This window comes from Bradyrhizobium sp. Kon58 (genome assembly GCF_055807455.1).
Genome location: NZ_JBVVOT010000001.1, coordinates 18593 through 40098, shown reverse-complemented (window position 1 = coordinate 40098; position 21506 = coordinate 18593). Strand labels below are relative to the sequence as shown.

Below are 21506 nucleotides of genomic sequence, written 5' to 3'. Positions count from 1 at the left end.
ACCCGGTCCCCTCATCAATTTCTGCTGCAGGCGTAGAGCTTATACGAAAGCGCGGAAGATTCTGCTATGCGCGAACCCTGACATAGCTGCCGGGCGCGTCCTCGATCGGGGGAAACGCCTCGCTGCCGACCGTGCGGGCCGGGACTTCCTCGGGATCGAGTGCGCCCAGCCATTGCCGCCAGTCCGGCCACCACGAGCCCTTGTGCTCGACCGCGCCCTTCATCCACTCGGCGACGTTAGCGGACTTGACGTTGTCGTTGGTCCAGTACTGGTATTTGTTCGAGGCGGGCGGATTGACCACGCCGGCGATGTGGCCCGAGCCGGACAGCACGTATTTCACCGGGCCGCCGAAGAACTGGGAGCCGTACAGCACCGATTCCGCCGGCGCGATATGGTCCTCGCGGGTTGCGAGATTGTAGATCGGCACCATGACCTTGGAGAGATCGAGCAGGGTGTTGTCCAGCACCAACGTGCCGGTCGAGAGCCGGTTCTCCAGATAGCAATTGCGCAGATAGTACGAATGGTTCGACGCCGTCATGCGCGTCGCGTCCGAATTCCAGTGCAGCAGGTCGAACGCGCTCGGCTGCTGGCCCTTGAGGTAATTGCTGACGACATAGGACCAGATCAAATCGTTGGAGCGCAGCATGTTGAAGGCCATCGCCATCTTCGAGCCTTCGAGCACGCCCGCCGCCTTCATGTCCTGCTCGAGGGATGCGATCTGCTCCTCGTCGACGAACACGAGCAAATCACCGGCATGGGTGAAGTCGACCTGTGCCGCGAAGAACGTCGCGGATGCCACGCGCTGGCGGCGCTTCTCGGCGAGCCAGGCCAGCGTGGTCGCGAGCATGGTGCCGCCGACGCAATAGCCGGCGGTGTGCACCTTCATCTCGCCGGTGACCTTCTCGATCACGTCCATCGCCGTGAGCGGGCCTTCCTTCATGTAGTCTTCCCAGCTCTTGGCACCGAGCCGCTTGTCGGGATTGACCCATGAGATCACGAACACGGTGATGCCCTGGTCGACGCACCACTTGATGTAGGATTTCTCCGGCTTGAGATCGAGGATGTAGAACTTGTTGATCCAGGGCGGGATGATCAGGAGCGGCGTGCGCAGCACGTTCTCCGTCGCCGGCGCATACTGGATCAGCTGCATCATCTCGTTCTGGTAGATCACCTTGCCCGGCGTCGTCGCCATGTTCACGCCGACGACGAGATTGTCCGGATTGGACTGACGGATCTTCAGCGTGCCCTTGCCGGCGGCGATGTCCTCGGCCAGCATCTTCAGCCCGCGCGCGAGATTTTCGCCGCTGCTGGCCACCGTCGCGCGCAGCACTTCCGGATTGGTCAGCACGAAGTTGGAGGGCGATATCGCGTTGGTGAGCTGCTGGACGTAGAACTCGGCCTTGCGGCGGGTCTGCGGATCGAGCCCCTCGGCGTCGCGCACAAGCTCCTGCGCAAACTTGGTCGTGAGCAAATAGAGCTGCATCATGAAATCGAAGAACTGGTTCGACTTCCATTCCGGATCGGCAAAGCGCTTGTCGCGCGGCGAGGGCGCGATCGCGGGCGGGGCGTCCTGACCGGCCATGCGGCGCGCCGCCGAGCCCCAGAGGTCGAGATAGTCCTTGGCGAGCTTGGTCTGGAGTGCGGAGGCCCGCGACGTATCCGACAGCCAGTATTCGGCGACGGCGGTGAAGGTCTTGACGACCTCGGCAAGCTCGGCCGGCGGACGATCCTGCACCTCGCCGCTCTCGCGCGGCTTCAGGTACGCGGCGAGCGCCTTGCCGCCGCTCTCCATCGCCCGCGCGACATTCATCGCGAAGGCTTCCGCATCGAACTTGGTCTCGGGTTTGGGCGTATCGGTCGTGGCCATACTCATGAGCAGAACAGTAACGATTCATTCCGTATTCGTCACCGCGAAGCTCGCATGTTTGGCATTAAACACTCTCGAAGATGTGTTGCGGTGCGACAAATTTTCTTGGTTCCGTCACAATCGAGCCGCACCGCTCGGCTTGGTGGATCGGGGCTATTTTCTCGCTCGGACCATTTGGGCAGCAATGGTTTGAGCTTGGGCGCGGACTTGGGTAAGGTTGCCCGGGGCCGTGCTTTGGGACGAAGTGGGGATTTCCCTAGTGTTGGCGTTGAGGGACCTGCAAAAGTCGCGACGGATCTGTGGCGCGCTGCTGATGGCGACGCTCGCCCTGGGCGGCTGCTCGAGCCAGCTTGCCGATATGACGCCTTCCGATGCGCAAGCGCATCCCAGGGAGGCCGGTAGCTATCTGCCGGTGCACGATCTGCCGCCGGATCGCGATCAGGCGGTGATGCCGCCGGACCAACGCGCCAAGATCGAGGCCGAACTTGCTGCCGCGCGCGACCGTCAGGCGGTTGCCACCAAGGACGCGAAATAGCGCGCTGCAAGGTAATCGCTGGCGCCTCCGCCTCGCCGTGCTAAAAGACCTTAGTTCAGCCGAGAGTCAGGGCGAACGACTTCAGTCACCGTCGTCGATAATTGCTCTAAGTATTTGATCTTGAGTAATTTTCGCGAGGGAGGCGAGCGCCTTTCCGCATCGCCATTATGGCCTGTCGATTCTGTCCTGACCGGTTGCCCGGAGCCGAGAGAGCCATGGAAGAGTTTTACCGCATCCGCCGCCTTCCGCCTTACGTGTTCGAACAGGTCAACCGGGCCAAGGCAGCCGCGCGGAATGCCGGCGCCGACATCATCGACCTCGGCATGGGCAATCCGGACCTGCCGGCGCCAGCGCACGTGCTGGAGAAGCTGAAGGAGACGCTGGGCAAGCCGCGCACCGACCGCTACTCGGCCTCCCGCGGCATCCCCGGGCTGCGCCGGGCCCAGGCCGGCTACTACGCCCGCCGTTTCGGCGTGAAGCTCAATCCCGACACTCAAGTGGTGGCGACGCTCGGCTCCAAGGAGGGCTTTGCCAACGTGGCGCAGGCGATCACCGCGCCCGGCGACGTCATCCTTTGTCCGAATCCGAGCTACCCGATTCACGCCTTCGGCTTCTTGATGGCAGGCGGCGTGATCCGCTCGGTGCCCTCGGAGCCGACGCCGCAATTCTTCGAGGCTGTCGAGCGGGCGATCGTGCATTCGATCCCGAAGCCGCTGGCGCTCGTCGTCTGCTATCCTTCGAACCCGACCGCCTATGTCGCGAGCCTCGACTTCTACAAGGACCTGGTCGCATTCGCGAAGAAGCATGAGATCCTGATCCTGTCCGATCTCGCTTATGCCGAGGTTTATTTCGACGAAAGCAACCCGCCGCCCTCGGTGCTCCAGGTGCCGGGCGCGATGGACGTCGCTGTCGAGTTCACCTCGATGTCGAAGACCTATTCGATGGCTGGCTGGCGCATGGGCTTCGCGGTCGGCAACGAGCGCGTGATTGCGGCACTCGGCCGCGTCAAATCCTATCTCGACTACGGTGCGTTCACGCCGATCCAGGTCGCGGCGACCGCCGCGTTGAACGGACCGGACGATTGCATCAAGGAGATGCGCGACACCTACCGCAAGCGGCGCGACGCGCTGGTGGAATCGTTCGGCCGTGCCGGCTGGGAGATCCCGCCGCCGGAAGCGTCGATGTTTGCCTGGGTGCCGCTGCCGGAAGCCTTCCGCAGCGTCGGCAGCATGCAGTTCGCGACCCTGATGGTGGAGAAATCCGGTGTCGCGGTCTCGCCCGGCGTCGGCTTTGGCGAGCATGGTGAAGGATATGTCCGTATCGCCATGGTGGAAAACGAGCAACGGATCAGGCAGGCCGCGCGCGGCGTGCGCCGCTTCCTTGAAAGCGGCATCGAAACGTTGCACAACGTCGTTCCGCTCGCCACTCGGCGTTAAGTTCTCTTCCGCAGGTTTTCCAAGGCATCATGGTTGCACCCCTGAAAGTGGGCATAGCGGGGCTCGGCACCGTGGGCGCCGAAGTTGTCCGTCTGATTGAAACGCAGGCGCGCGTGCTTGCCGGCCGCAGCGGCCGCGGCATCCGCGTCGTCGCCGTCACCGCGCGCTCGAAGGCCAAGAAGCGCGGCGTCGATCTGCGCGGCGTCGAGTGGGTCAAGGATCCGCTTGCCCTCGCCACGCATCCCGGCATCGACTGCTTCGTCGAGCTGATGGGTGGCTCCGGCGATCCCGCCCTGTCGGCGGTCGAGGCCGCGCTCGCTGCCGGCAAATCCGTCGTCACCGCCAACAAGGCGTTGCTGGCAAAGCACGGCCTCAAGCTGGCAAAGGCCGCCGAAAAGCACGGCGGCGCGCTGAATTTCGAGGCAGCCGTCGGTGCAGCGATCCCTGTCATCAAGACGTTACGCGAAGGTCTTGCCGGAACCGGGATCAACCGGGTCTACGGCATCCTCAACGGCACCTGCAATTACATCCTGACCCGGATGGAGCAGGAGGGCCTGTCCTTCGCCGAATGCCTGAAGGATGCGCAACGGCTCGGCTATGCCGAGGCCAATCCGTCGTTCGACGTCGACGGCCACGATACCGCGCAAAAGCTCGCCATTCTTGCCAGCCTCGCTTTCGGCACGAAAGTTGCTCAAAGCGCCGTGTATGTCGAAGGTATCTCCTCCATCGCGCCGGAAGATCTCCGTGCCGCCGACGATCTTGGTTACCGGCTCAAACTGCTCGGCGTCGCCGTTCGCACCGCCAAGGGTATCGAGCAGCGCGTGCATCCGACCATGGTTCCAAAATCCTCGTCGATCGCACAGGTGATGGGTGTCACCAATGCTGTCACGATCGATGGCGAGGGCATCCCGCCGATCACGCTGGTCGGCCCCGGTGCCGGGGGAGCGGCGACCGCATCCGCCGTCGTGGCCGACATTGCCGACGTCGCGCGCGGCATTCGCGCCAATCCGTTCGGCCGGCCGATTGCGCAGCTGCGCGATACCAAGAAGGCGCCGATGGAGCGCCACGAGGGCGGCTACTATATCCGCCTTCTGGCACGCGATTTCCCGGGCACCGCGGCTGCGATCGCGACGCGGCTCGCGGAGCAGAAGATTTCGATCGAGTCGATCGTGCAGCGCCATCCCAATGGTGGCGCCGCGCCGGCAGACGGGAAGGCGGTCCCGGTGCCCGTCATCCTCATCACCTATGCCACGCACGAGGACGCCGTGCGCCGCGCGCTCGCGGCCGTGCAGAAGGACAAGGTGATCAGCGGACGGCCGCAGGTCATCAGGATCGAGAAGAACTGAGCATGCTTAAGCAATGACACGGTTCGAACGAACTGTGGGTGTTACGAGTTGATGCGGCGGAGATGTCCGTCCAAAACTGTTTCGAAGGAGTGAGCCGATGTCGACCCATATTTCAGTCCCGCCGCAAGCATTGCTTGAGCGCATTCTCACGCTGGAGATCGTGCGTGTGACGGAGCGGGCGGCGGTGTCTTCGGCGCGTCTGCGCGGGCACGGCAACGAGAAGGCTGCCGACCAGGCCGCGGTGGACGCGATGCGGCGCGAGCTCAACAAGCTGCCGATCGAGGGCACCATCGTCATCGGCGAGGGCGAGCGCGACGAGGCGCCGATGCTCTTCATCGGCGAGAAGGTCGGCATGAACGCCGGCCCGCAGGTCGACATCGCGGTCGACCCGCTCGAAGGCACCACGCTGTGCGCCAAGAACATGCCGGGCTCGATTGCCACCATGGCGATGGCCGACGGCGGCACGCTGTTGCACGCCCCCGACGTCTACATGCAGAAGCTCGCGATCGGTCCCGGCTATGACAAGGGCGTCGTCGAGCTCGATGCGACGCCGGCCGAAAACGTCCGCCGCCTCGCCAAGGCCAAGGGCGTCAAGCCGGACGGCATCACCGTTCTCGTGCTCGACCGGCCGCGCCATGCCAGCATCATCGAGAGCGTGCGCTCGACCGGCGCCGCCGTGCGCCTCATCACTGACGGCGACGTCGCCGGTGTGATCCACTGCGCCGACCCCGACAATACCGGCGTCGACATGTATCTCGGCACCGGCGGCGCGCCGGAAGGCGTGCTCGCGGCCGTGGCGCTGCGCTGCATCGGTGGCCAGATGCAGTGCCGTCTCATCCTCGACTCCGACGAGAAGCGCGAGCGCGCCGCCAAGATGGGCGTCAACGATCCCAAGATGATTTACGGCATCGAGGACATGGCGCGCGGCGACTGCCTGTTCGCCGCCACCGGCGTCACCACGGGCTCGCTGCTGTCAGGCGTCAAATTCCGCAAGGACGGCGTGATCGAGACCGAGACGGTGGTGATGCGTTCCGTCACCGGCACCGTACGCTACATCAAGGCCGAGCACCGCGAACTGGCGAAGTTCCACCTGGACTGATCGACGTAACGACGACGGCCGTCATTCCGGGCTTACGCCTCACGGCGCATCCCGGAATGACCAATAATAAGCAGCCTAAAGGGAAGCGCGCATGTCGGATCTCTCCGCCGTCAAAGCCCTCGTCTTCGACGTGTTCGGCACCGTCGTCGACTGGCGCACCAGCCTGATCACGGACTTCATGTGGTGGGCGAAGGGCCGCGGCATCTCCGCCGACTGGACCGCACTGGTTGACGGCTGGCGCGGCATGTACATGGCTTCGATGGATGACGTGCGCAAACATCCAGAGCGCGGCTATGTCATGCTCGACGATCTGCATCGCCGTTCGCTGGAAAAGCTGGTCACGCAATTTTCGATTCCAGGCCTGACCGAAGCCGATCTCGATCACCTCACCAAGGGTTGGCACCGCCTGCACCCGTGGCCCGACAGCGTCGCGGGCCTGACGCGGCTGAAGACGAAGTTCGTGATCTCCCCGCTGTCGAATGGCAATGTCGCGCTGCTGACCAACATGGCGAAGTTCGCAGAGCTTCCCTGGGACCTCATCATGTCGGCCGAGCTGTTCGAGCACTACAAGCCCGATCCCGAAACCTATCTTGGCGCCGCGCGCCTGCTGTGCCTCAAGCCGGAAGAGGTGATGATGGTCGCCGCCCACAACGGCGATCTCGCCGCCGCGCAGAAGAACGGGCTGAAGACGGCTTTCGTGGCGCGACCGACCGAATACGGTCCGCTCCAGAAGGTCGATTTCGAGGCCACCGGCAATTGGGACATCGTCGCCAAGGATTTTGGCGGAATCGCCGACAATCTCGGATGCTAGGGCGGCTGCGACTCTGCAGAGCGCCAAGGCTCAGCGTCGCAGCACGTTCCACGGGGCGAAGGCGTTGTTGACGCCCTCGAGCGCCGGTCCGAGGTGCGGCACATGCCGCAGCAGCACCGATTTCATTCCGTTGTTGTGGATCCAGTCCAGACCGAAATTGGTGTAGACTTCCGCACGGTAGTCATCGGTGAAGAACCGGTCGCTCTTGAGACGCCGCGATGCCATCAGGATGAAAATGCGGAAGGCGGTATCGCTGAAGCCAAAACCGTCCGGCAGGTCCTCGGCCAATAGTCCGACCATCAGATCAACGCGATCGACGTCGCCCTTGTAGATCGCGCGCATCTTCCCGGCGGCACCGGGGATGCTGGTGATTTCCTCGAATGTCTTGACCCGATTCTTGCCGACCAGTTCGCGAAACCGATTGTAGCGCGGCACGCCGCGCTCGCGATCACGCATGATGTCGATCGCCGCCACGTCGAGCAGCGGCTGGTCGTCTTTCGTGAACTGGCGCAGAAAGTTGGGATAGTTGTGGAGGCGAATGGCGCCGGGATGAGCGGTGCCGAACGAGTACAGCAGGTCGACGAAGCCGTGAGTCTGCATGAACTCGCGGGAGGCGGGGCCCTGCATATCGACCAAACCGCTAGGGCTAATCTCTGTGCTATCGAGCCGCCGCACATCAATCGTTTCCGGGAGCAGCGGGTGCAGGCGGTACACGGCGGTGAATTCCTCGGTCATCGCGTAGGGCGCGCTGTGCTGATCCGTCGGAGAGCCGATGATACCAAAGGCGGCTTCGCTGTTCTTGCCGAGCACTGCGCGCAGCACCCGGCACGGGATCCCCGACCAGTTCGCGTGCATGCTGAAGTCCAGTGCGGGATGGCCGAGGATGCCTGGCGTCCATTCGACGGTGTGGATCTTGGCGATCAGGGCCGCGTTGATCAGCCGCGCATGCTGGAATAACGCCTCGTCGTTCCAGGTCGGATACCGCGTCTTCAAGCCGTCGCAGATGACATTGTGCTCGCGTGCAAAGAGGTTGTGCAGCAGGCTGAGCCCCACCCACCAATTGTCGTTGAAGCCGGTGAGATCGGCGCCCGGATGCACCGGATCGGCTGGAAGCATCCCATCATCGCCGACCGCGATCTTCCCATCTGCCCCGGAACGGATCTGCATCTGCCTCGCGCGGTCGCTGCCGTAGATCTGTCCGGCGTCCCACCAGTGCGAGTTGAGGTTGCGGAACGTGGGGGTCGCGCCGAGCCATGGTTCACGTGGCGTCTCGTCGCAAACGGTCCGACGGATCTTCATGCAGCCGTCGATCCGCTGATCCGCTGGCCATTTGTCGGTTGGCTTCAGCGGAATCTTGAATTCGTTTCCCGACTTGGGGGACCCATGGCTGAACCAATTATGGGTTTCGAACTGGATCCAGGCGGCGGCCAGTAGATTGAGGCTGGTCGCGGGAATGAATTCGCGGCGCGCCAGCAATTCCTCCGAGATCACGCGCGGACTGGGTTCGAGCAGGTCGTCCAGGCTGTCCGGCACGCAGTCGGGCAGCGCGAAATTGCGTCCGAACCGGGCGCCAGCCATCCCCATGCGCGGATGGTCGAGGCTGTTGAACGAGCCGTCGGCGGAACGCCAGCGGTCATTGCCCGTGCTCCAGCGAGGCGATGTCGTGCCGTAGCCGGTATGGTGCAGATTGCGCTCCCGCAGCCGGTCGCGGAACGCCGAGAGATTGGCAGCTCCGAGCAGCCTCGGCAGTTTGTCCCATCTGACAAAGAAGTTGATGGCCCGATAGACAACATCCGGGACCCGTTGGAGCAGGTCACGATGGAAGACAAAACCATCGTTCTCGCGGGACATTGACGCTCCCAAACAAATTCACGTCAATAAAATTCGATTTGCAATTAGTAGCTGTAGTTCAATAACACCAAAATGTCCGCCTGCCAACGCCGCCGGAGACATTGCGGATTGTAGTTGCTTGCCGGTCAGCCGGACAGCGATGATCGTTCGGACAGTCCGGGCGGCGCTTGCGCCACCCGGACCTGATCCGACGATCTACAAGGTCATCTGCATCGGTTCGGGATAATAATGGAATCCTTCGCCGGCCTTGGCAACGTGACCATAGCCCGGCCATGCGAAGTGATAGGACATCACGGGCGTCTTATTCGCCGCAAGCATAGTCAGCAGCCTGACGCGCGATTCTGCCGCCTGCTTGGGATCGGTGTCGTAGGAGAATTCCATCCGCGGCCGCTCGAGCAGCAGGACGGGATGGTGCGAGAGGTCGCCCATGAAGGCGAAGGACTTGCCGGCCGACGAGACCATGAAGATGGTATGGCCGACGGTGTGACCGGGCGCTGCGATCGCCTGAACGCCGGGCAGGAATTCCTGGCCATCCTTGAAGAACACGATGCGGTCGCGCACCGGCAGCAGGTTCTTGCGGGCGTGAACGACGAAATCCTTGGCGTCGCTGCCGAGCTTGCCTTCGTCGGTCCAGAAGTCGAAATCGGTCTGCGAGATGTAGATCTGCGCGTTCGGAAACAGCGGCTTGCCGCCGTCGTCCACGATGCCGCCGATGTGGTCGATATGGGCATGCGAGCAGACCACGGCGTCGATGTCACCGGGCTTGATGCCGGCCTCGGTCATGCTCTTCTGTTGTCGGCCGGTGGTGGCGCCGAACATCTTCGAACTGCCCATGCCGGTATCGAACAGGATGAGCTTGTCGCCGGTGTTGACGATCGGAGAGTTCTGTTCGAGCACGACATTGTCGGGCGACAGGAAATTGTCGACGAGCATCTTCTTCACCTCTTCCTTGGGAACGCCGGTGAAGGTCCCTGAGGGGTCGCCGAGCGGCAGCGGTCCGTCGGAGACGACAGTGACTTCGGCATCGCCAAGAACGAAGCGGTGCCAGTATGGCGTCTGGGTACCGAGCTTGGGAGCGCGCGCCATTGCGCTGCTGCCGAGCATTGCGCTGGCACCAAGGCCAGCCCCGAGGGCCAACAAGGACCGGCGTGAGACATCGATTGTCATGCGTTTCCTCCGCTTTTGTCTTTTGTTTTGCGCAATTGTTTGCGCGTTACTTTCGGCCAGCGCCGATCGCCTCGCGTCAGCACGATCCGACGTACGGCTGAATGCAATCAATGATTGTGTCGCGATTGTGTCTCTTGACCGCGCGTTGTAGTGGGATCGCAAGTTTCTTTCTGCGTCGCGAACGCCGTCTCACGCAATCCGCGGCACCAGGTCGCTGCCTTCCGTTTCGGCAAAGCCCGCCTGCAAAACCTCTTCGCGCTTGTGGCGCAGATGCGCGCGCAGGATATGGGCGAGGCCGACGCCGTCGCGCCTCTGCAGGGCGTTCAGGATGGCATCGTGCTCCTGCACGGCGACCGCCCAGCGCTGGGGCGTCATCGGCGTGACATAGCGCGCGCGCCGGATGCGTGCGGTCACGGACGCATACAACCCGGCGAGCACCGGGTTTCCGGCCGCAGCGACGATGCCTTCGTGAATGGCGCGGTTGCCGCGATAGTACTGGATCAGATCGCGCTCGCGATAATGCCGCACCATGTCCCCGTGCGCGGCGGCGATCGCGTCGATCTCGGCATCCGTGATGCGCTCGCAGGCGAGTTCGCCGGCGAGCGCCTCGAGACCCTGGCAGACCTCGAACAGGTCGCGCATGTCCTTGTCGGTCAGTTTTGCTGCGCGCGAGCCGCGATGCGGCAGGAGCTGCACGAGACCTTCGGCGGCGAGCACCTTGAGCGCCTCGCGGAGCGGCGTGCGCGATATCTGCAGCCGTTCGCACAGCTCGCGCTCGGGAATCCGCGCGCCCGGCGGGATTTCGCCGTCGAGCAGGATGGCCCGGATGCGGCCGACGACTTCCTCATGCAGCATGGGTCTGAAGTCCATTTGAATGCAAAAATGGAGCTATACCCGAAATAATGCAAGTCCCAGCTTGTAAATCGGTAATTTTGCATTCAAAAATGTAGAAAAGCAGAAGGACATGAGGAAATGGACCAGCAGGTGGTGGCGGAAGACCTCGTTTTCGAGCGCCAGGACGGCATCGGGCGGATCACCTTCAACCGCCCGCAGGCCCGCAACGCCTTCACCTTCGCGATGTACGAGCGGCTTGCCGCGATCTGCGAGGAGATCAACGGCGATCACGCGATCAAGGTGCTGGTGCTGCGCGGGGCCGGCGACAAGGCCTTTGCCGCGGGCACCGACATCAATCAGTTCCGCGATTTCAAGTCGCCGCAGGACGCGATCGACTACGAGAACCGCATCGATCGGGTGCTGACCACGCTCGAGCAGTGCCGCGTGCCGACGATCGCCGCGATCAACGGGTTCTGCACCGGCGGCGGCGCAGGCATTGCCGCGGCCTGTGACCTCCGCATCGGCACCCAAAGCGCGAAGATCGGCTTTCCCATTGCCCGCACGCTCGGCAATTGCCTGTCGATGTGCAATGTCAGCCGTCTCACCGCGCTGATCGGCGCCGCCCGCGTCAAGGATCTGATCTTCACCGCGCGCCTGGTCGACGCGACGGAGGCCGCCAGTGTCGGGCTGCTCGGCGAGGTCGTCGAGGATCTCGCCGCGCTCGACCGACGCGCGGACGAGGTTGCCCGGCTCCTGGCCAGCCACGCGCCGCTCACGCTGAATGCGACCAAGCAGGCCGTGGCGCGCCTGCAAAGGCGGCTGACGCCGGACGAGGGCGAGGACCTCATCCTGATGTGCTACACGAGCCAGGATTTTCGCGAAGGGCTCGATGCTTTCCTCACCAAGCGCGCGCCGCAATGGCGCGGCCAGTAGGACGCCCCGATGCAAAGCGATCGCCCGCAATCAACCTCCGGCCGTTCGGGGCCGCTTGCCGGCCTCAAGGTCATCGATCTCACCCATGTCATGGCAGGGCCGACCTGCACCTTGATGCTGGCCGACATGGGCGCCGACGTGATCAAGATCGAGAAATCGCCGAACGGTGACGACACCCGCCATTCGGTGCCGCCGAAGATCGGCGACGAGGCGGCCTCCTTCCTGATGATGAACCGCAACAAGCGCGGCATCGTGCTGGATCTGAAGACCGAGGGCGGCAAGCAGGTGTTGCGGCGGCTGATCGCGGGCGCCGACGTGCTGGTCGAGAACTTTGCGCCGGGCGCCATGGAGCGCCTCGGCTTCGGCTACGAAGACCTGCACAAGCAGAATCCAGCGCTGATCTATTGCTCGCTGTCGGGCTTCGGCCGCACCGGACCCTACAAGCATCGCCGCGGCTTCGATCTGGTCGCCCAGGCCATGAGCGGCATCATGAGCTTTACCGGCGAACGTCCCGATGGTCCGCCCGTGAAATGCGGCCCGCCGCTGTCCGACATAACTGCCGGCCTGCTGGCGAGCATGGGTATCCTTGCGGCCTACACACACCGTCTCAAGACCGGCGAAGGGCAGTGGGTCGAGACCTCGCTCTATGAGGCCGCGCTGGTGCAGACCTACTGGCAGTCGACCATCGCGCTGGCCGCGGGCACCGCGCCGCGCGCGATGGGCTCGGCCCATCCGCTCAACGCGCCATATCAGGCCTTCGAGGCCTCGGACGGCTGGCTGGTGGTCGGCGGCGCCAACAAGAAGCACTGGCTCCTGATGCTGGAGGCCCTTGGCGCGAGCGAGCTGGCCGCCGATCCGCGTTTCATCAACGGCGCCGACCGCATGGCCAATCTGAAGGAGCTCGAAGCTGTCCTGAGCGAGCGCTTCCGCACCCGGACGCGGGCGCAGTGGCTCGCGGCATTGGAGGAGAAGGGCGTGCCGTGCGGACCCGTGCACGACATGCTGGAGGCGCTCAGCGATCCGCAGACGCTGGCGCGCGAGATGGTCGTCGAGGTCGAGCATTCCACGCTCGGTCCGGTGAAGACGATCGGCTTGCCGGTCAAGTTTTCGGAGACCCCAGGCAAAGTGCGTACGGGCGCGCCGGTCTACGGTGAGCATACAAGCGAGGTGCTGGTCGAGCACGGGTTCGACCAGAAGCAGATCGAAGCGCTCGAAAAAGAAGGCGCAATCGTGCTGGCATCGGGAAGACGCGAGGAACGCGTCGCCTGACCGGACGTCGAAAACGACAAGAACAAGAGACAAAAATCAGCTGGAGGACATCATGGGTCGGACGTCAACGCTTCTGCTCTCCGCCGCCGCAACAGTGCTCGCCGGCACGACGCCGGCGCTCAGTGCATGGCAACCGCAAAAGCCGATCGAGTTCGTGGCGACCGCCGGGCCCGGCGGCGGCACGGACAATCTCGCGCGCGCCGTGCAGAACATCATCACCAAGCACAAGCTGGTGGAGCAGCCGATCGTCGTCGTCAACAAGGGTGGCGGCAGCGGCGCGGAAGGCTATGTCTACGGCAAGGCCTCCGCCGGCGATCCCTACAAGGTGATCTTCGGCACGTCGAATGCCTGGCAGCAGCCGCTCGTCTCCAAGGTCGCCTTCAACTACACCGATCTCACTGCGATCGCGGCGATGGCGCAGGACGAGTTCCTGCTCTGGGTCAAGCAGGACGCGCCCTACAAGACGGCGGCCGACTATCTGAAGGCGGCCGCATCAGGCGAATTCAAGATGGGCGGCGCGCAGTCGAAGGATACCGACGAGGTGCTGACCCGGATGATCGAGAAGGCCGGTCACATCAAGCTGACCTACATTCCCTTCAAGAGCGGGGCCGAGACCGCCGTGCAGCTCGCCGGCGGACACCTCGACTCCCACGTCAACAATCCCAGCGAAAGTCTCGGGCAGTGGCGCGGTGGAACGCAACGACCGCTTTGTGTTTTCAGCCCGAAGCGGCTGCCGCAGGGCGCCAAGGTCACCGCGACCGAAGGTTGGGGTGATGTTCCGACCTGCGTCGAGCAGGGCCTCGACATCAAGCAATATGAGCAGCCGCGGACGGTGTGGCTCCCCGGCAAGGTCACCCCGGACCAGGCTGCATTTTATGTTGACCTGATGAAGAAGGTGCAGGCGACGCCGGACTGGAAGGACTACATCGAGAAAACCTCCCAGGTGGACACCTTCCTGACCGGCGCCGAGTTCGACAAGTTCATCAAGGAGGACCTCGATCACGTCAAGCAGGTCGCGGGCGAGCAGGGCTGGTTGGTCAAGTGAAGCGGCCGATGGCGTTCGATTGCGCAGCCGAGTTCAACCACCGTCCTCATCCTGAGGAGCCCGCCGCAGGCGGGCGTCTCGAAGGATGGCCGCGGATGGGATGTCGCCCGGAGCCGTCCTTCGAGACGCGCGCCAAAGCGCGCTCCTCAGGACGAGGACTGAGCAAACATCTGGCGTTTCGCTGGAGTGGCCCATGATATCGCGCCGCGCCCTCGAGCTTGCGACCGCAATCCTCACCGGCGGCTTTGGTGTGGCCGTCGTCGTCTCCAGTCTCGATAACGGTATCGGTTGGTCGAGCGCGGGCGTGGACGCCGGGACGTTTCCGTTCCTGACCGGCATCATCATCGTGCTTGGAAGTCTCTACAATCTGGTGCGCGGTTTGATGCCGGTTACGTCACTGGCGAACGTCCCCATTGCCATCACATCGATCGAGCTGCGACGGCTTGCCGGCCTGTTCGTGCCGGCCGCGATTTTCGTGGCTGCGATTCCGTTGCTCGGGATGTACGTCGCCTCAGCCCTGTACATCTTCGCGGTGCTCGCGATCCCCCGACAACAATCCGTGCCGCGCGCGCTTGGCACGGCGGCGGCGACAGCGCTCGCGCTCTACATCGTGTTCGAGCGCATGTTCCAGGTGAGCTTGCCGCACGGCGCGCTCGCCGCGGCGTTCGGCTTCTGACGGAGAGGCCGATGGACAATCTTGGAGAACTTCTTCACGGCTTTGGCATCGCGATCACGCTGCCGCATCTGGCGCTGATGGTGATCGGCGTGCTGCTCGGCATCCTCGTCGGCGTGCTGCCCGGGCTGGGTGCTCCGAACGGCGTGTCGCTGCTGCTGCCGCTGACCTTCGGCATGCAGCCGGTCTCCGCCATCATCCTGCTCTCCAGCATGTATTGGGGCGCGTTGTTCGGGGGATCCGTGACCTCAATCCTGTTCAACATCCCGGGCGAGCCGTCGTCGGTCGCCACCACCTTCGACGGCTACCCGATGGCGCGCGATGGACGTCCGACCACGGCGCTCGCCACCGCCTTCGGTTCGGCGGCCTTCGGCGCGCTGATCGGCGTCATCCTGATCACCTTCCTCGCGTCATGGGTGGCGCAGGTCGCACTCGCCTTCGGTCCGGCGGAATATTTTGCGGTCTATTTCCTGGCCTTCGCCAGCTTCGTCGGCATGGGCGGGGCGGCGCCGATCAAGACCGTCGTGGCGCTGGCGATCGGCTTTGCCATTGCCGCCATCGGCATCGACACCGTCTCCGGCAGCGTGCGCCTCACGATGGGTGTCGACGAGCTGGTCAAGGGCGTCAACTTCGTCGTCGCGGTGATGGGCCTGTTCGGTATCGGCGAGCTGCTCGTCGCCGTCGAAGAGGAGTTTCACGCCCGTGCGGTCTCGTCGAAGATTGAGTGGCGCGAGGTGTTTCGCGCGATCGGCCGCCTGCCGCGGCATAGCGTGGCACTGCTGCGGAGCGCGGCCATCGGATGCTGGATGGGGATCACGCCAGGCGGCCCGACCGCGGCATCCTTCATGAGCTACGGCATCGCCCGCCGCTTCTCGCGCCGCGGCCGATATTTCGGCACCGGAGAGGTCGAGGGCATCATCTCGCCGGAGACGGCCGATCATGCCGCCGGCACCAGCGCGCTTCTGCCCATGCTCTCGCTCGGCATTCCCGGCTCGGCCACTGCGGCCGTCATGATGGGCGGGCTGATGATCTGGGGGCTCAATCCCGGGCCGATGCTGTTCGTCGACCAGAAGGACTTCGTCTGGGGCCTGATCGCCTCGATGTATGTCGGCAATATCGTCGCCGTCGTGCTGGTGCTGCTGACCGTGCCCGTCTTCGCGGCCCTGATGCGGATTCCCTTCGTGATCATCGCGCCGCTGATCGTGATCATCTGCGTCGTCGGCGCCTATTCGGTGTCGAACTCCTATCTCGACGTCGTCATGATGCTCGGCTTCGGCATCGTCGGCTATCTCTTCAAGAAGCTGTTCTATCCGCTGGCGCCGCTCGTGCTCGCGATCGTCATCGGCGACAAGGCCGAGGACGCGTTCCGGCAGTCGATGCTGATGTCCAAGGGATCGCTCGGGATATTCTTCGCCAACAAGCTGGTGACATGCCTCATCGTGGCCGGCATCACGCTGCTGCTGCTGCCGCTCGTGCTGCAGCTTGCGCGCCTGCTGCGCAAGCCTGCGCCGTCGACCCACGAGACGACAGCTCAAGAGACCGCTCGGGAGAAAGTAATCATATGACCGCAAAGCCGCTCATTGCATTGGCAATGGGAGATCCCGCCGGCATCAGCCCGGAATTGACCGCCAAGCTCGTGGTGCATGACGACATCCGCGCCCGCAGCCGGATCGTCGTGATCGGCGACCGCCGCATCTTCGACGCGGGCGCGTGCATTGCTGGCGTCAAGCCGGAGCTGACAACAGTGGAGCAAGGAGCGGATTTGCGCGCGGCGGAGGGCGAGACGCTGTTCGTCGATCTCGGGCACCTCGATCCCGGCGACATCAGGCAGGGTGTTGCGAGCCTTGCCGGCGGCAGGTTCGCGCTTGCCAACTACAAGCAGGCGCTCGAACTCGGCCGCGACGGCCGGGTCGATGCCGTCTGTTTCACGCCGTTCAACAAGCAGGCGATGCGGCTCGCCCGCGCCGAGTATGACGACGAGATCGCGTTCTCCGCGGAAGTGGTCGGACTCAAAACGCCCGCAAGTGAGTTCAACGTGCTGGACCGGCTCTGGAACGCCCGCGTGACGTCCCACATCCCGCTCAAGGACGTTGCCGCGCGACTGTCCAGCGAACGCATCCATCGTGCGCTCAAACTGACTGATGCGTGCATGCGCAATGCCGGCTTCGCCCGGCCGCGCATCGCGGTCGCCGGTCTCAATCCGCATGCCGGCGACGGCGGCAATTTCGGCCGTGAAGAGATCGATGTCATCGCCCCCGTGGTCGCGGCCGGCCAGAGCGAGGGTATCGCGGTCGAGGGGCCGTTCCCGGCCGACACGGTGTTTTTGCGTGCCAAGGGCGGCGCCTTCGATGCGGTGCTGACGATGTATCACGACCAGGGCCAGATCGCGATGAAGCTGATGGGCTTTGATCGCGGCGTAACCCTGCTCGGCGGCTTTCCGTTCCCGATCTGCACGCCGGCGCACGGCACCGCCTACGACATCGCCGGCCAGGGCATTGCATCAATCGGTGCCAGCCGCGCCGCGGTGTTGCTCGCGGCAGAGATGGCCGCGCGTCGCCTCACATGATCCGGCGCTACTTCGGCAGCGGCATCGTCAGTTCTTTGTCGGCGGTATCCACCACGAACACGGCGAGGAGCTTCGCGGGCTCGGTGTCGCTGGCATTGGCGCTGACGGCATGGCGGTCGCCGGGCTTTTCAGAGAAGTTCTCGCCCTTGTGAAAGACCTTGGCGGGGCCGTCATTGACCTGACTGCGGATCGCGCCTTCCAGGACGGTGGCGTAGATGAAAGCCGAGGGCGCGTGGATGTGGGCGGGCGAGGAGCCTCCGGGACCATACTCGACCAGCACGCCTTTCATGCTCTTGCCGGGAACATTGGGCAGCGCCTGGTCGAACACGACCGTCACCTTGGCCGTGGGTGCCGCCGTCTCGGCGGCATGGGCCGTCAGGAATGATGCGGCATAAACGGCGGTTGCGATCAGCAATCTGCGCATAGGAGTCTCCTCAAAGCCTCGCGAGCCATGTTGCAAGCGACGTCTTCCCGAGCCGCGCCTCGCCGAGGGGGTTCAGCGATGTGTCGTCGATGCGAGCGCCGTAGTACGGCGCCTTTGGGTCTCCCACCACCGGTCGGGCGTCGCCGGATGCCTTCACGCGCCGTCCGATGAATTCATTGAAGGGCGCCTTCTCAGGTCCTGCAATATCCATCGTGCCGTTGAGCGGCTGGCCCATCGCGACCTCTGCGAGGCGATCGGCGACGTCCTCGGCTGCGATCGGCTGAAACAATGCCGTGGGAACGACGATCCGGCCCTCGGCCGCACCCATATCACCGATGGCGCTGAGGAATTCGAAGAACTGGGTGGCGCGGACGATCGAGTAGGGCACCGGTGACGCCTTGACGATGGTCTCCTGCGCCAGCTTGGCCCGAAAATACGCGATGTCGGGCGAACGCTCGGTCCCGACGATCGAGAGCGCCACGTGATGCTTCACGGCGGCGGCCGCCTCGGTCGCAGCGAGGTTCTTGCTCGAACGCTGGAAGAATTCGAGCACGGCGGCAGGCTCCCAGGACGGCGCGTTGGCAACGTCGACGACGACATCCGCGCCCGCCAGCACTGCTGCGAGGCCTTCCCCGGTCACGGCGTTCACGCCTGATTTCGGCGAAGCCGCGACGGCGTCGTGGCCTTGTTGCTTGAGCTTCGCTACGAGCTTGGATCCGATCAATCCGGTCCCGCCGATCACGACGATCTTCATGGCCTATCTCCTCGGCACGTTGCGGGCGCAAGGGTTTCAGGGTCGACGGCGCGCGCGTCGCGAAAGCGATGAGGCGACACTTACCGGGGAAATGGGGCAGGCTCTTGCCTGTAATCGGCCTGCGTTGTCCAAAAATGCTGAAGATGTTTATCGATCGCCGATGGATAAAGTTGCGTATCAAAATCATCCGACGCGCGGAGCGCACCGCTGACGCCAGCATCCGCCAGCGGAGCTCGCTAGATTGCAGCACGTCCTTGTTGGCGTTCGGTCACAGACGGCATTCGCACCACACAGCGGAACCCGACATGGCTGGTCGAGGTATCGACCGGCTCGGCGTGCCGCGCAGCCGGGCGGTATCGGCGGCAATAGTTCGGCGCGCACAGGTGCGAGCCGCCCTTGAGGACCTTGCGCGGAATCTGGATGTCGGGGAGGCGCGGGTCGTAACTTGTGTGCTCACCGCCGCCGCGAGGATTTTTGGGGATGCAGCAAGGTTTGGCAACATCGGCGGCGTGCTTTGACGACCACCAGTCGGAGGTCCACTCCCAGACATTGCCGATCATGTCGTAAAGACCGTAGCCGTTCGGCGGGAAGGCCATGACCGGCGAGGTACGCTCGTACCCATCCTCGCCGTGATTCTGGACGGGGAAGTTGCCCTGCCAGATATTGGCCATGTGCTTGCCGCCCGGCATCAACGCATCGCCCCAGGCGTATTCCTCCGCCTCGAGGCCGCCGCGCCCGGCGAACTCCCATTCCGCCTCCGTCGGCAATTCCTTGCCGGCCCAGCGCGCATAGGCGGCCGCATCGCTAAAGGAGACATGGACGACGGGATGGTCGTCGAGGTCCTTGATGTTGCTGCCGGGACCATAGGGATGACGCCAGTTGGCGCCGCGCAGGAAAGTCCACCACTGGCTCCAGTCGGTGAGATCGGTGATGCGCGGCAGCGGGGAGAACACCAGCGATCCCGCGTAGAGCATCTCCGCCAGCGCGCCTGGATAGTCCTTCGGGTCGGGAACGACCTGCGCCTCGGTGACATGGCCGGTTGCGTCGACGAACTGCTTGAACTGCCGGTTAGTCACCGGCGTGCGGTCCATCCAGAAGCCGTCGACAGCGACGCGATGGCTCGGCGCTTCCTCGGGATAATGATGGTCGGATCCCATGCGAAACGTTCCGCCGGGAATGAAGACCATCTCGCCGGTCTTCAAATCATCCGGCAACCACTCGCAGTGATCCAGATCCGCTCGCAACATGGTGGAAGCTCCGATACGCGCATTCCACCTGATGCTACTGCGCCGATTCTGGCAGACTTCGACGATAGCGCTTTGCCCGGCCCATTGGACGCATTGTTCGGTCCCCTCTTTTTTGGCGCTCGGGGGAGAGGAGGACGCTGCGTTGCGTCAACATCTCTTTCCTTTGCACGCACGTTTTCGAGCACGCGGCAAATCCATGCCGCGTGCGCTCTGCCATCCGCAGAACGCTTCCGCTCAATATCGCTAAGGTTGCAAACGGTATCCGAAGATTGGACGGCTGTGATGTGCAGTTTGTGCCAGTCTGCCCGGGCAGTTGGTGAGACCTAGTGCCCCATGTCGAAAATCCCTCAGTGCAAAGGCAGTTCAGTGGCTATCTAGCAACAAACTTGGCGATGATTGTCTCAAAACGCGAAGTCAGTCTGTCGCACCCACCTCGCGTTGTGGTGGTACTTTGCCACCGCGTGCCGCAGAATTGTCGCGCTTCAGTAACAGGGTACAGCCATGGGGCAATTCCTACTGGTTGATTCGCGCAAGCTGGACGGTTTCGAAGGTCTTCAGCAGGCTGTCCATGGCTCGCATGTCGATGTGATGCAACTCGGCCGCGGTCGGTTGCGCGGAACGTTATCTCATGTCGGCATCGGCGACTTCTCGCTCAGCATTGGTGCTTTCAACGTCGGCATGCGCACGCAGCGGGTTTCCAGCGACGACAGACTGATCATCGGGATGCTGCTCGCGGCCGAAGAGCGCGTCGCCCACTGGTCGTTCGACATGCAGCTCAATGATGTGCTCGTCATTCCGCCGCGGCTCGAACATGACGGTGTTTTTCACGGCGGCTCCGCCTACGCCGCCATGCGCTTCGACCTCAATGAAGTCGCGACGCTGTTCGGCGGAGAACCACGGCTGAGCGACCCCGACACATGGCGCAGCCGCGGTCATTTCCGCGCGCACATCGAGACCGGCGCGATCGCCTCGCGCCGCCTGGTCCGGATCATGTCGCACCTGCGCGACAACAAACATGGGCTGACGCCATCAACTGCCGATTTCTGGAAACGAACGATCGCCGAATGCATGGCTGCCAACGTCGCGTCGTCGCTGCCACCCGACGGCAATGGCTGGCTCCCTTCTGCACGCCGGCTGGTCCGCAAGGTCGAGGAGTTTCTCGACGACGCCGGCACGCGTCCGGTGCATGTGTCGCAAATTTGCGCGACGTTGGGTGTATCGCGGCGTACCCTGCACCGCGCCTTTCAGGAGGTATTCGGCCTCGGCCCGGCCAGCTTCCTCAGGCACAAGCGGCTATGCGCTGTTCATTCGATCCTGCACCAGAGCGCACCCGGTTCGACCACCGTGACAGCCGTCGCCATGCAGCAGGGCTTTTACGAGCTCGGCCGGTTTTCGCAATATTACCTGGCAATGTTCGGGGAGCGTCCGTCGCAAACGCTTGGAATTGCGACGCTGCAGGCCGTCGAAGACGACATCGCCAGAGCCTAGCGCTCTGGGCTCGGGACGCGAACGAGGCCATGATGGCATGCATGCAGGTGTTTTGCCCGCGTCAAACGGCGAAAAAATTCCGTCATTAAAACAACGACATGGCTACTGTGCATGGGGTTGTTTTCACGGGTTTGAGTTGGATGGGCAGGCCGCCTCCAGCT

General features: G+C 63.7%; 20 protein-coding genes. 13 read left to right on the top strand and 7 right to left on the bottom strand.

The genetic code is table 11. From position 1 onward, the window contains the following. Positions 1-64 precede the first annotated feature (64 nt). Entirely contained in the window at positions 65-1873 is a 1809-nt protein-coding gene (locus AC0L20_RS00200; protein WP_473286846.1) for a PHA/PHB synthase family protein, read from the bottom strand. Positions 1874-2126: 253 nt separating this feature from the next. On the opposite strand from AC0L20_RS00200, the gene AC0L20_RS00195 reads away from it, so the two are divergent. From AC0L20_RS00195 to AC0L20_RS00175, 5 genes are all read left to right on the top strand, one after another. Continuing rightward, complete coding sequence (locus tag AC0L20_RS00195; protein ID WP_027517741.1) at positions 2127-2402, top strand: hypothetical protein; 276 nt, start codon at positions 2127-2129, stop codon at positions 2400-2402. A gap of 215 nt (positions 2403-2617) precedes the next feature. Beyond that, positions 2618-3838, top strand: coding sequence for an LL-diaminopimelate aminotransferase (locus AC0L20_RS00190; RefSeq protein ID WP_018454429.1), 1221 nt, complete (start codon positions 2618-2620; stop codon positions 3836-3838). Positions 3839-3867: 29 nt separating this feature from the next. Beyond that, complete coding sequence (locus AC0L20_RS00185) at positions 3868-5184, top strand: homoserine dehydrogenase (protein WP_473286844.1); 1317 nt, start codon at positions 3868-3870, stop codon at positions 5182-5184. 97 nt (positions 5185-5281) lie between these two features. Further along, the gene (gene glpX / locus AC0L20_RS00180; protein WP_007609885.1) at positions 5282-6283 is read left to right on the top strand and encodes a class II fructose-bisphosphatase; all 1002 of its coding nucleotides are present in this window, start codon (positions 5282-5284) and stop codon (positions 6281-6283) included. A gap of 91 nt (positions 6284-6374) precedes the next feature. Continuing rightward, positions 6375-7094, top strand: a complete 720-nt coding sequence (locus tag AC0L20_RS00175; RefSeq protein ID WP_473286842.1) for a haloacid dehalogenase type II — start codon at positions 6375-6377, stop codon at positions 7092-7094. 30 nt (positions 7095-7124) lie between these two features. On the opposite strand, the gene AC0L20_RS00170 is transcribed toward AC0L20_RS00175, so the two are convergent. The 3 genes from AC0L20_RS00170 to AC0L20_RS00160 form a co-directional block, all read right to left on the bottom strand. Next, a complete protein-coding gene (locus AC0L20_RS00170) occupies positions 7125-8945 on the bottom strand; it encodes a peroxidase family protein (RefSeq protein WP_473286840.1) in 1821 nt (606 codons plus the stop codon). Between the two features lie 195 nt (positions 8946-9140). Next, the gene (locus AC0L20_RS00165; protein ID WP_473286838.1) at positions 9141-10112 is read right to left on the bottom strand and encodes an MBL fold metallo-hydrolase; all 972 of its coding nucleotides are present in this window, start codon (positions 10110-10112) and stop codon (positions 9141-9143) included. Positions 10113-10301: 189 nt separating this feature from the next. Beyond that, the gene (locus AC0L20_RS00160; RefSeq protein ID WP_473286836.1) at positions 10302-10967 is read right to left on the bottom strand and encodes a GntR family transcriptional regulator; all 666 of its coding nucleotides are present in this window, start codon (positions 10965-10967) and stop codon (positions 10302-10304) included. A gap of 117 nt (positions 10968-11084) precedes the next feature. Between AC0L20_RS00160 and AC0L20_RS00155 the strand changes: the two genes are divergently transcribed. From AC0L20_RS00155 to AC0L20_RS00130, 6 genes are all read left to right on the top strand, one after another. Next, positions 11085-11879, top strand: coding sequence for an enoyl-CoA hydratase/isomerase family protein (locus tag AC0L20_RS00155; RefSeq protein WP_473286833.1), 795 nt, complete (start codon positions 11085-11087; stop codon positions 11877-11879). A 9-nt stretch (positions 11880-11888) separates the two neighbouring features. Further along, positions 11889-13148 (top strand): CaiB/BaiF CoA transferase family protein, encoded by a 1260-nt coding sequence (locus AC0L20_RS00150; protein WP_473286831.1) that lies wholly within the window; start codon positions 11889-11891, stop codon positions 13146-13148. 52 nt (positions 13149-13200) lie between these two features. Next, positions 13201-14193, top strand: a complete 993-nt coding sequence (locus tag AC0L20_RS00145) for a Bug family tripartite tricarboxylate transporter substrate binding protein (RefSeq protein WP_473286828.1) — start codon at positions 13201-13203, stop codon at positions 14191-14193. 193 nt (positions 14194-14386) lie between these two features. Then, on the top strand, positions 14387-14869 hold the full coding sequence (locus AC0L20_RS00140; protein WP_473286825.1) for a tripartite tricarboxylate transporter TctB family protein: 483 nt from the start codon (positions 14387-14389) through the stop codon (positions 14867-14869). A gap of 11 nt (positions 14870-14880) precedes the next feature. Next, positions 14881-16431 (top strand): tripartite tricarboxylate transporter permease, encoded by a 1551-nt coding sequence (locus AC0L20_RS00135; protein WP_473286821.1) that lies wholly within the window; start codon positions 14881-14883, stop codon positions 16429-16431. Next, positions 16428-17432 carry a 4-hydroxythreonine-4-phosphate dehydrogenase PdxA gene (locus tag AC0L20_RS00130; RefSeq protein ID WP_473286818.1) on the top strand — a complete coding sequence of 335 codons (1005 nt, stop codon included), beginning with the start codon at positions 16428-16430 and terminating at the stop codon, positions 17430-17432. Before AC0L20_RS00135 ends, AC0L20_RS00130 begins: the two co-directional genes overlap by 4 nt. A 7-nt stretch (positions 17433-17439) precedes the next feature. Here AC0L20_RS00130 and AC0L20_RS00125 read toward each other — a convergent pair whose 3' ends face one another. Next, positions 17440-17856 carry a cupin domain-containing protein gene (locus AC0L20_RS00125; protein ID WP_473286814.1) on the bottom strand — a complete coding sequence of 139 codons (417 nt, stop codon included), beginning with the start codon at positions 17854-17856 and terminating at the stop codon, positions 17440-17442. Positions 17857-17866: 10 nt separating this feature from the next. Next, on the bottom strand, positions 17867-18610 hold the full coding sequence (locus AC0L20_RS00120) for an SDR family oxidoreductase (RefSeq protein ID WP_473286812.1): 744 nt from the start codon (positions 18608-18610) through the stop codon (positions 17867-17869). Here AC0L20_RS00120 and AC0L20_RS00115 point away from each other — a divergent pair. Beyond that, positions 18609-18821, top strand: a complete 213-nt coding sequence (locus AC0L20_RS00115; RefSeq protein ID WP_473286810.1) for a hypothetical protein — start codon at positions 18609-18611, stop codon at positions 18819-18821. The genes AC0L20_RS00120 and AC0L20_RS00115 overlap by 2 nt on opposite strands. A 25-nt stretch (positions 18822-18846) precedes the next feature. On the opposite strand, the gene AC0L20_RS00110 is transcribed toward AC0L20_RS00115, so the two are convergent. Further along, positions 18847-19857, bottom strand: coding sequence for a formylglycine-generating enzyme family protein (locus AC0L20_RS00110; protein ID WP_473286807.1), 1011 nt, complete (start codon positions 19855-19857; stop codon positions 18847-18849). A gap of 501 nt (positions 19858-20358) precedes the next feature. Between AC0L20_RS00110 and AC0L20_RS00105 the strand changes: the two genes are divergently transcribed. After that, a complete protein-coding gene (locus AC0L20_RS00105) occupies positions 20359-21345 on the top strand; it encodes a helix-turn-helix domain-containing protein (RefSeq protein WP_473286804.1) in 987 nt (328 codons plus the stop codon). The last annotated feature ends 161 nt before the right edge of the window (positions 21346-21506 follow it).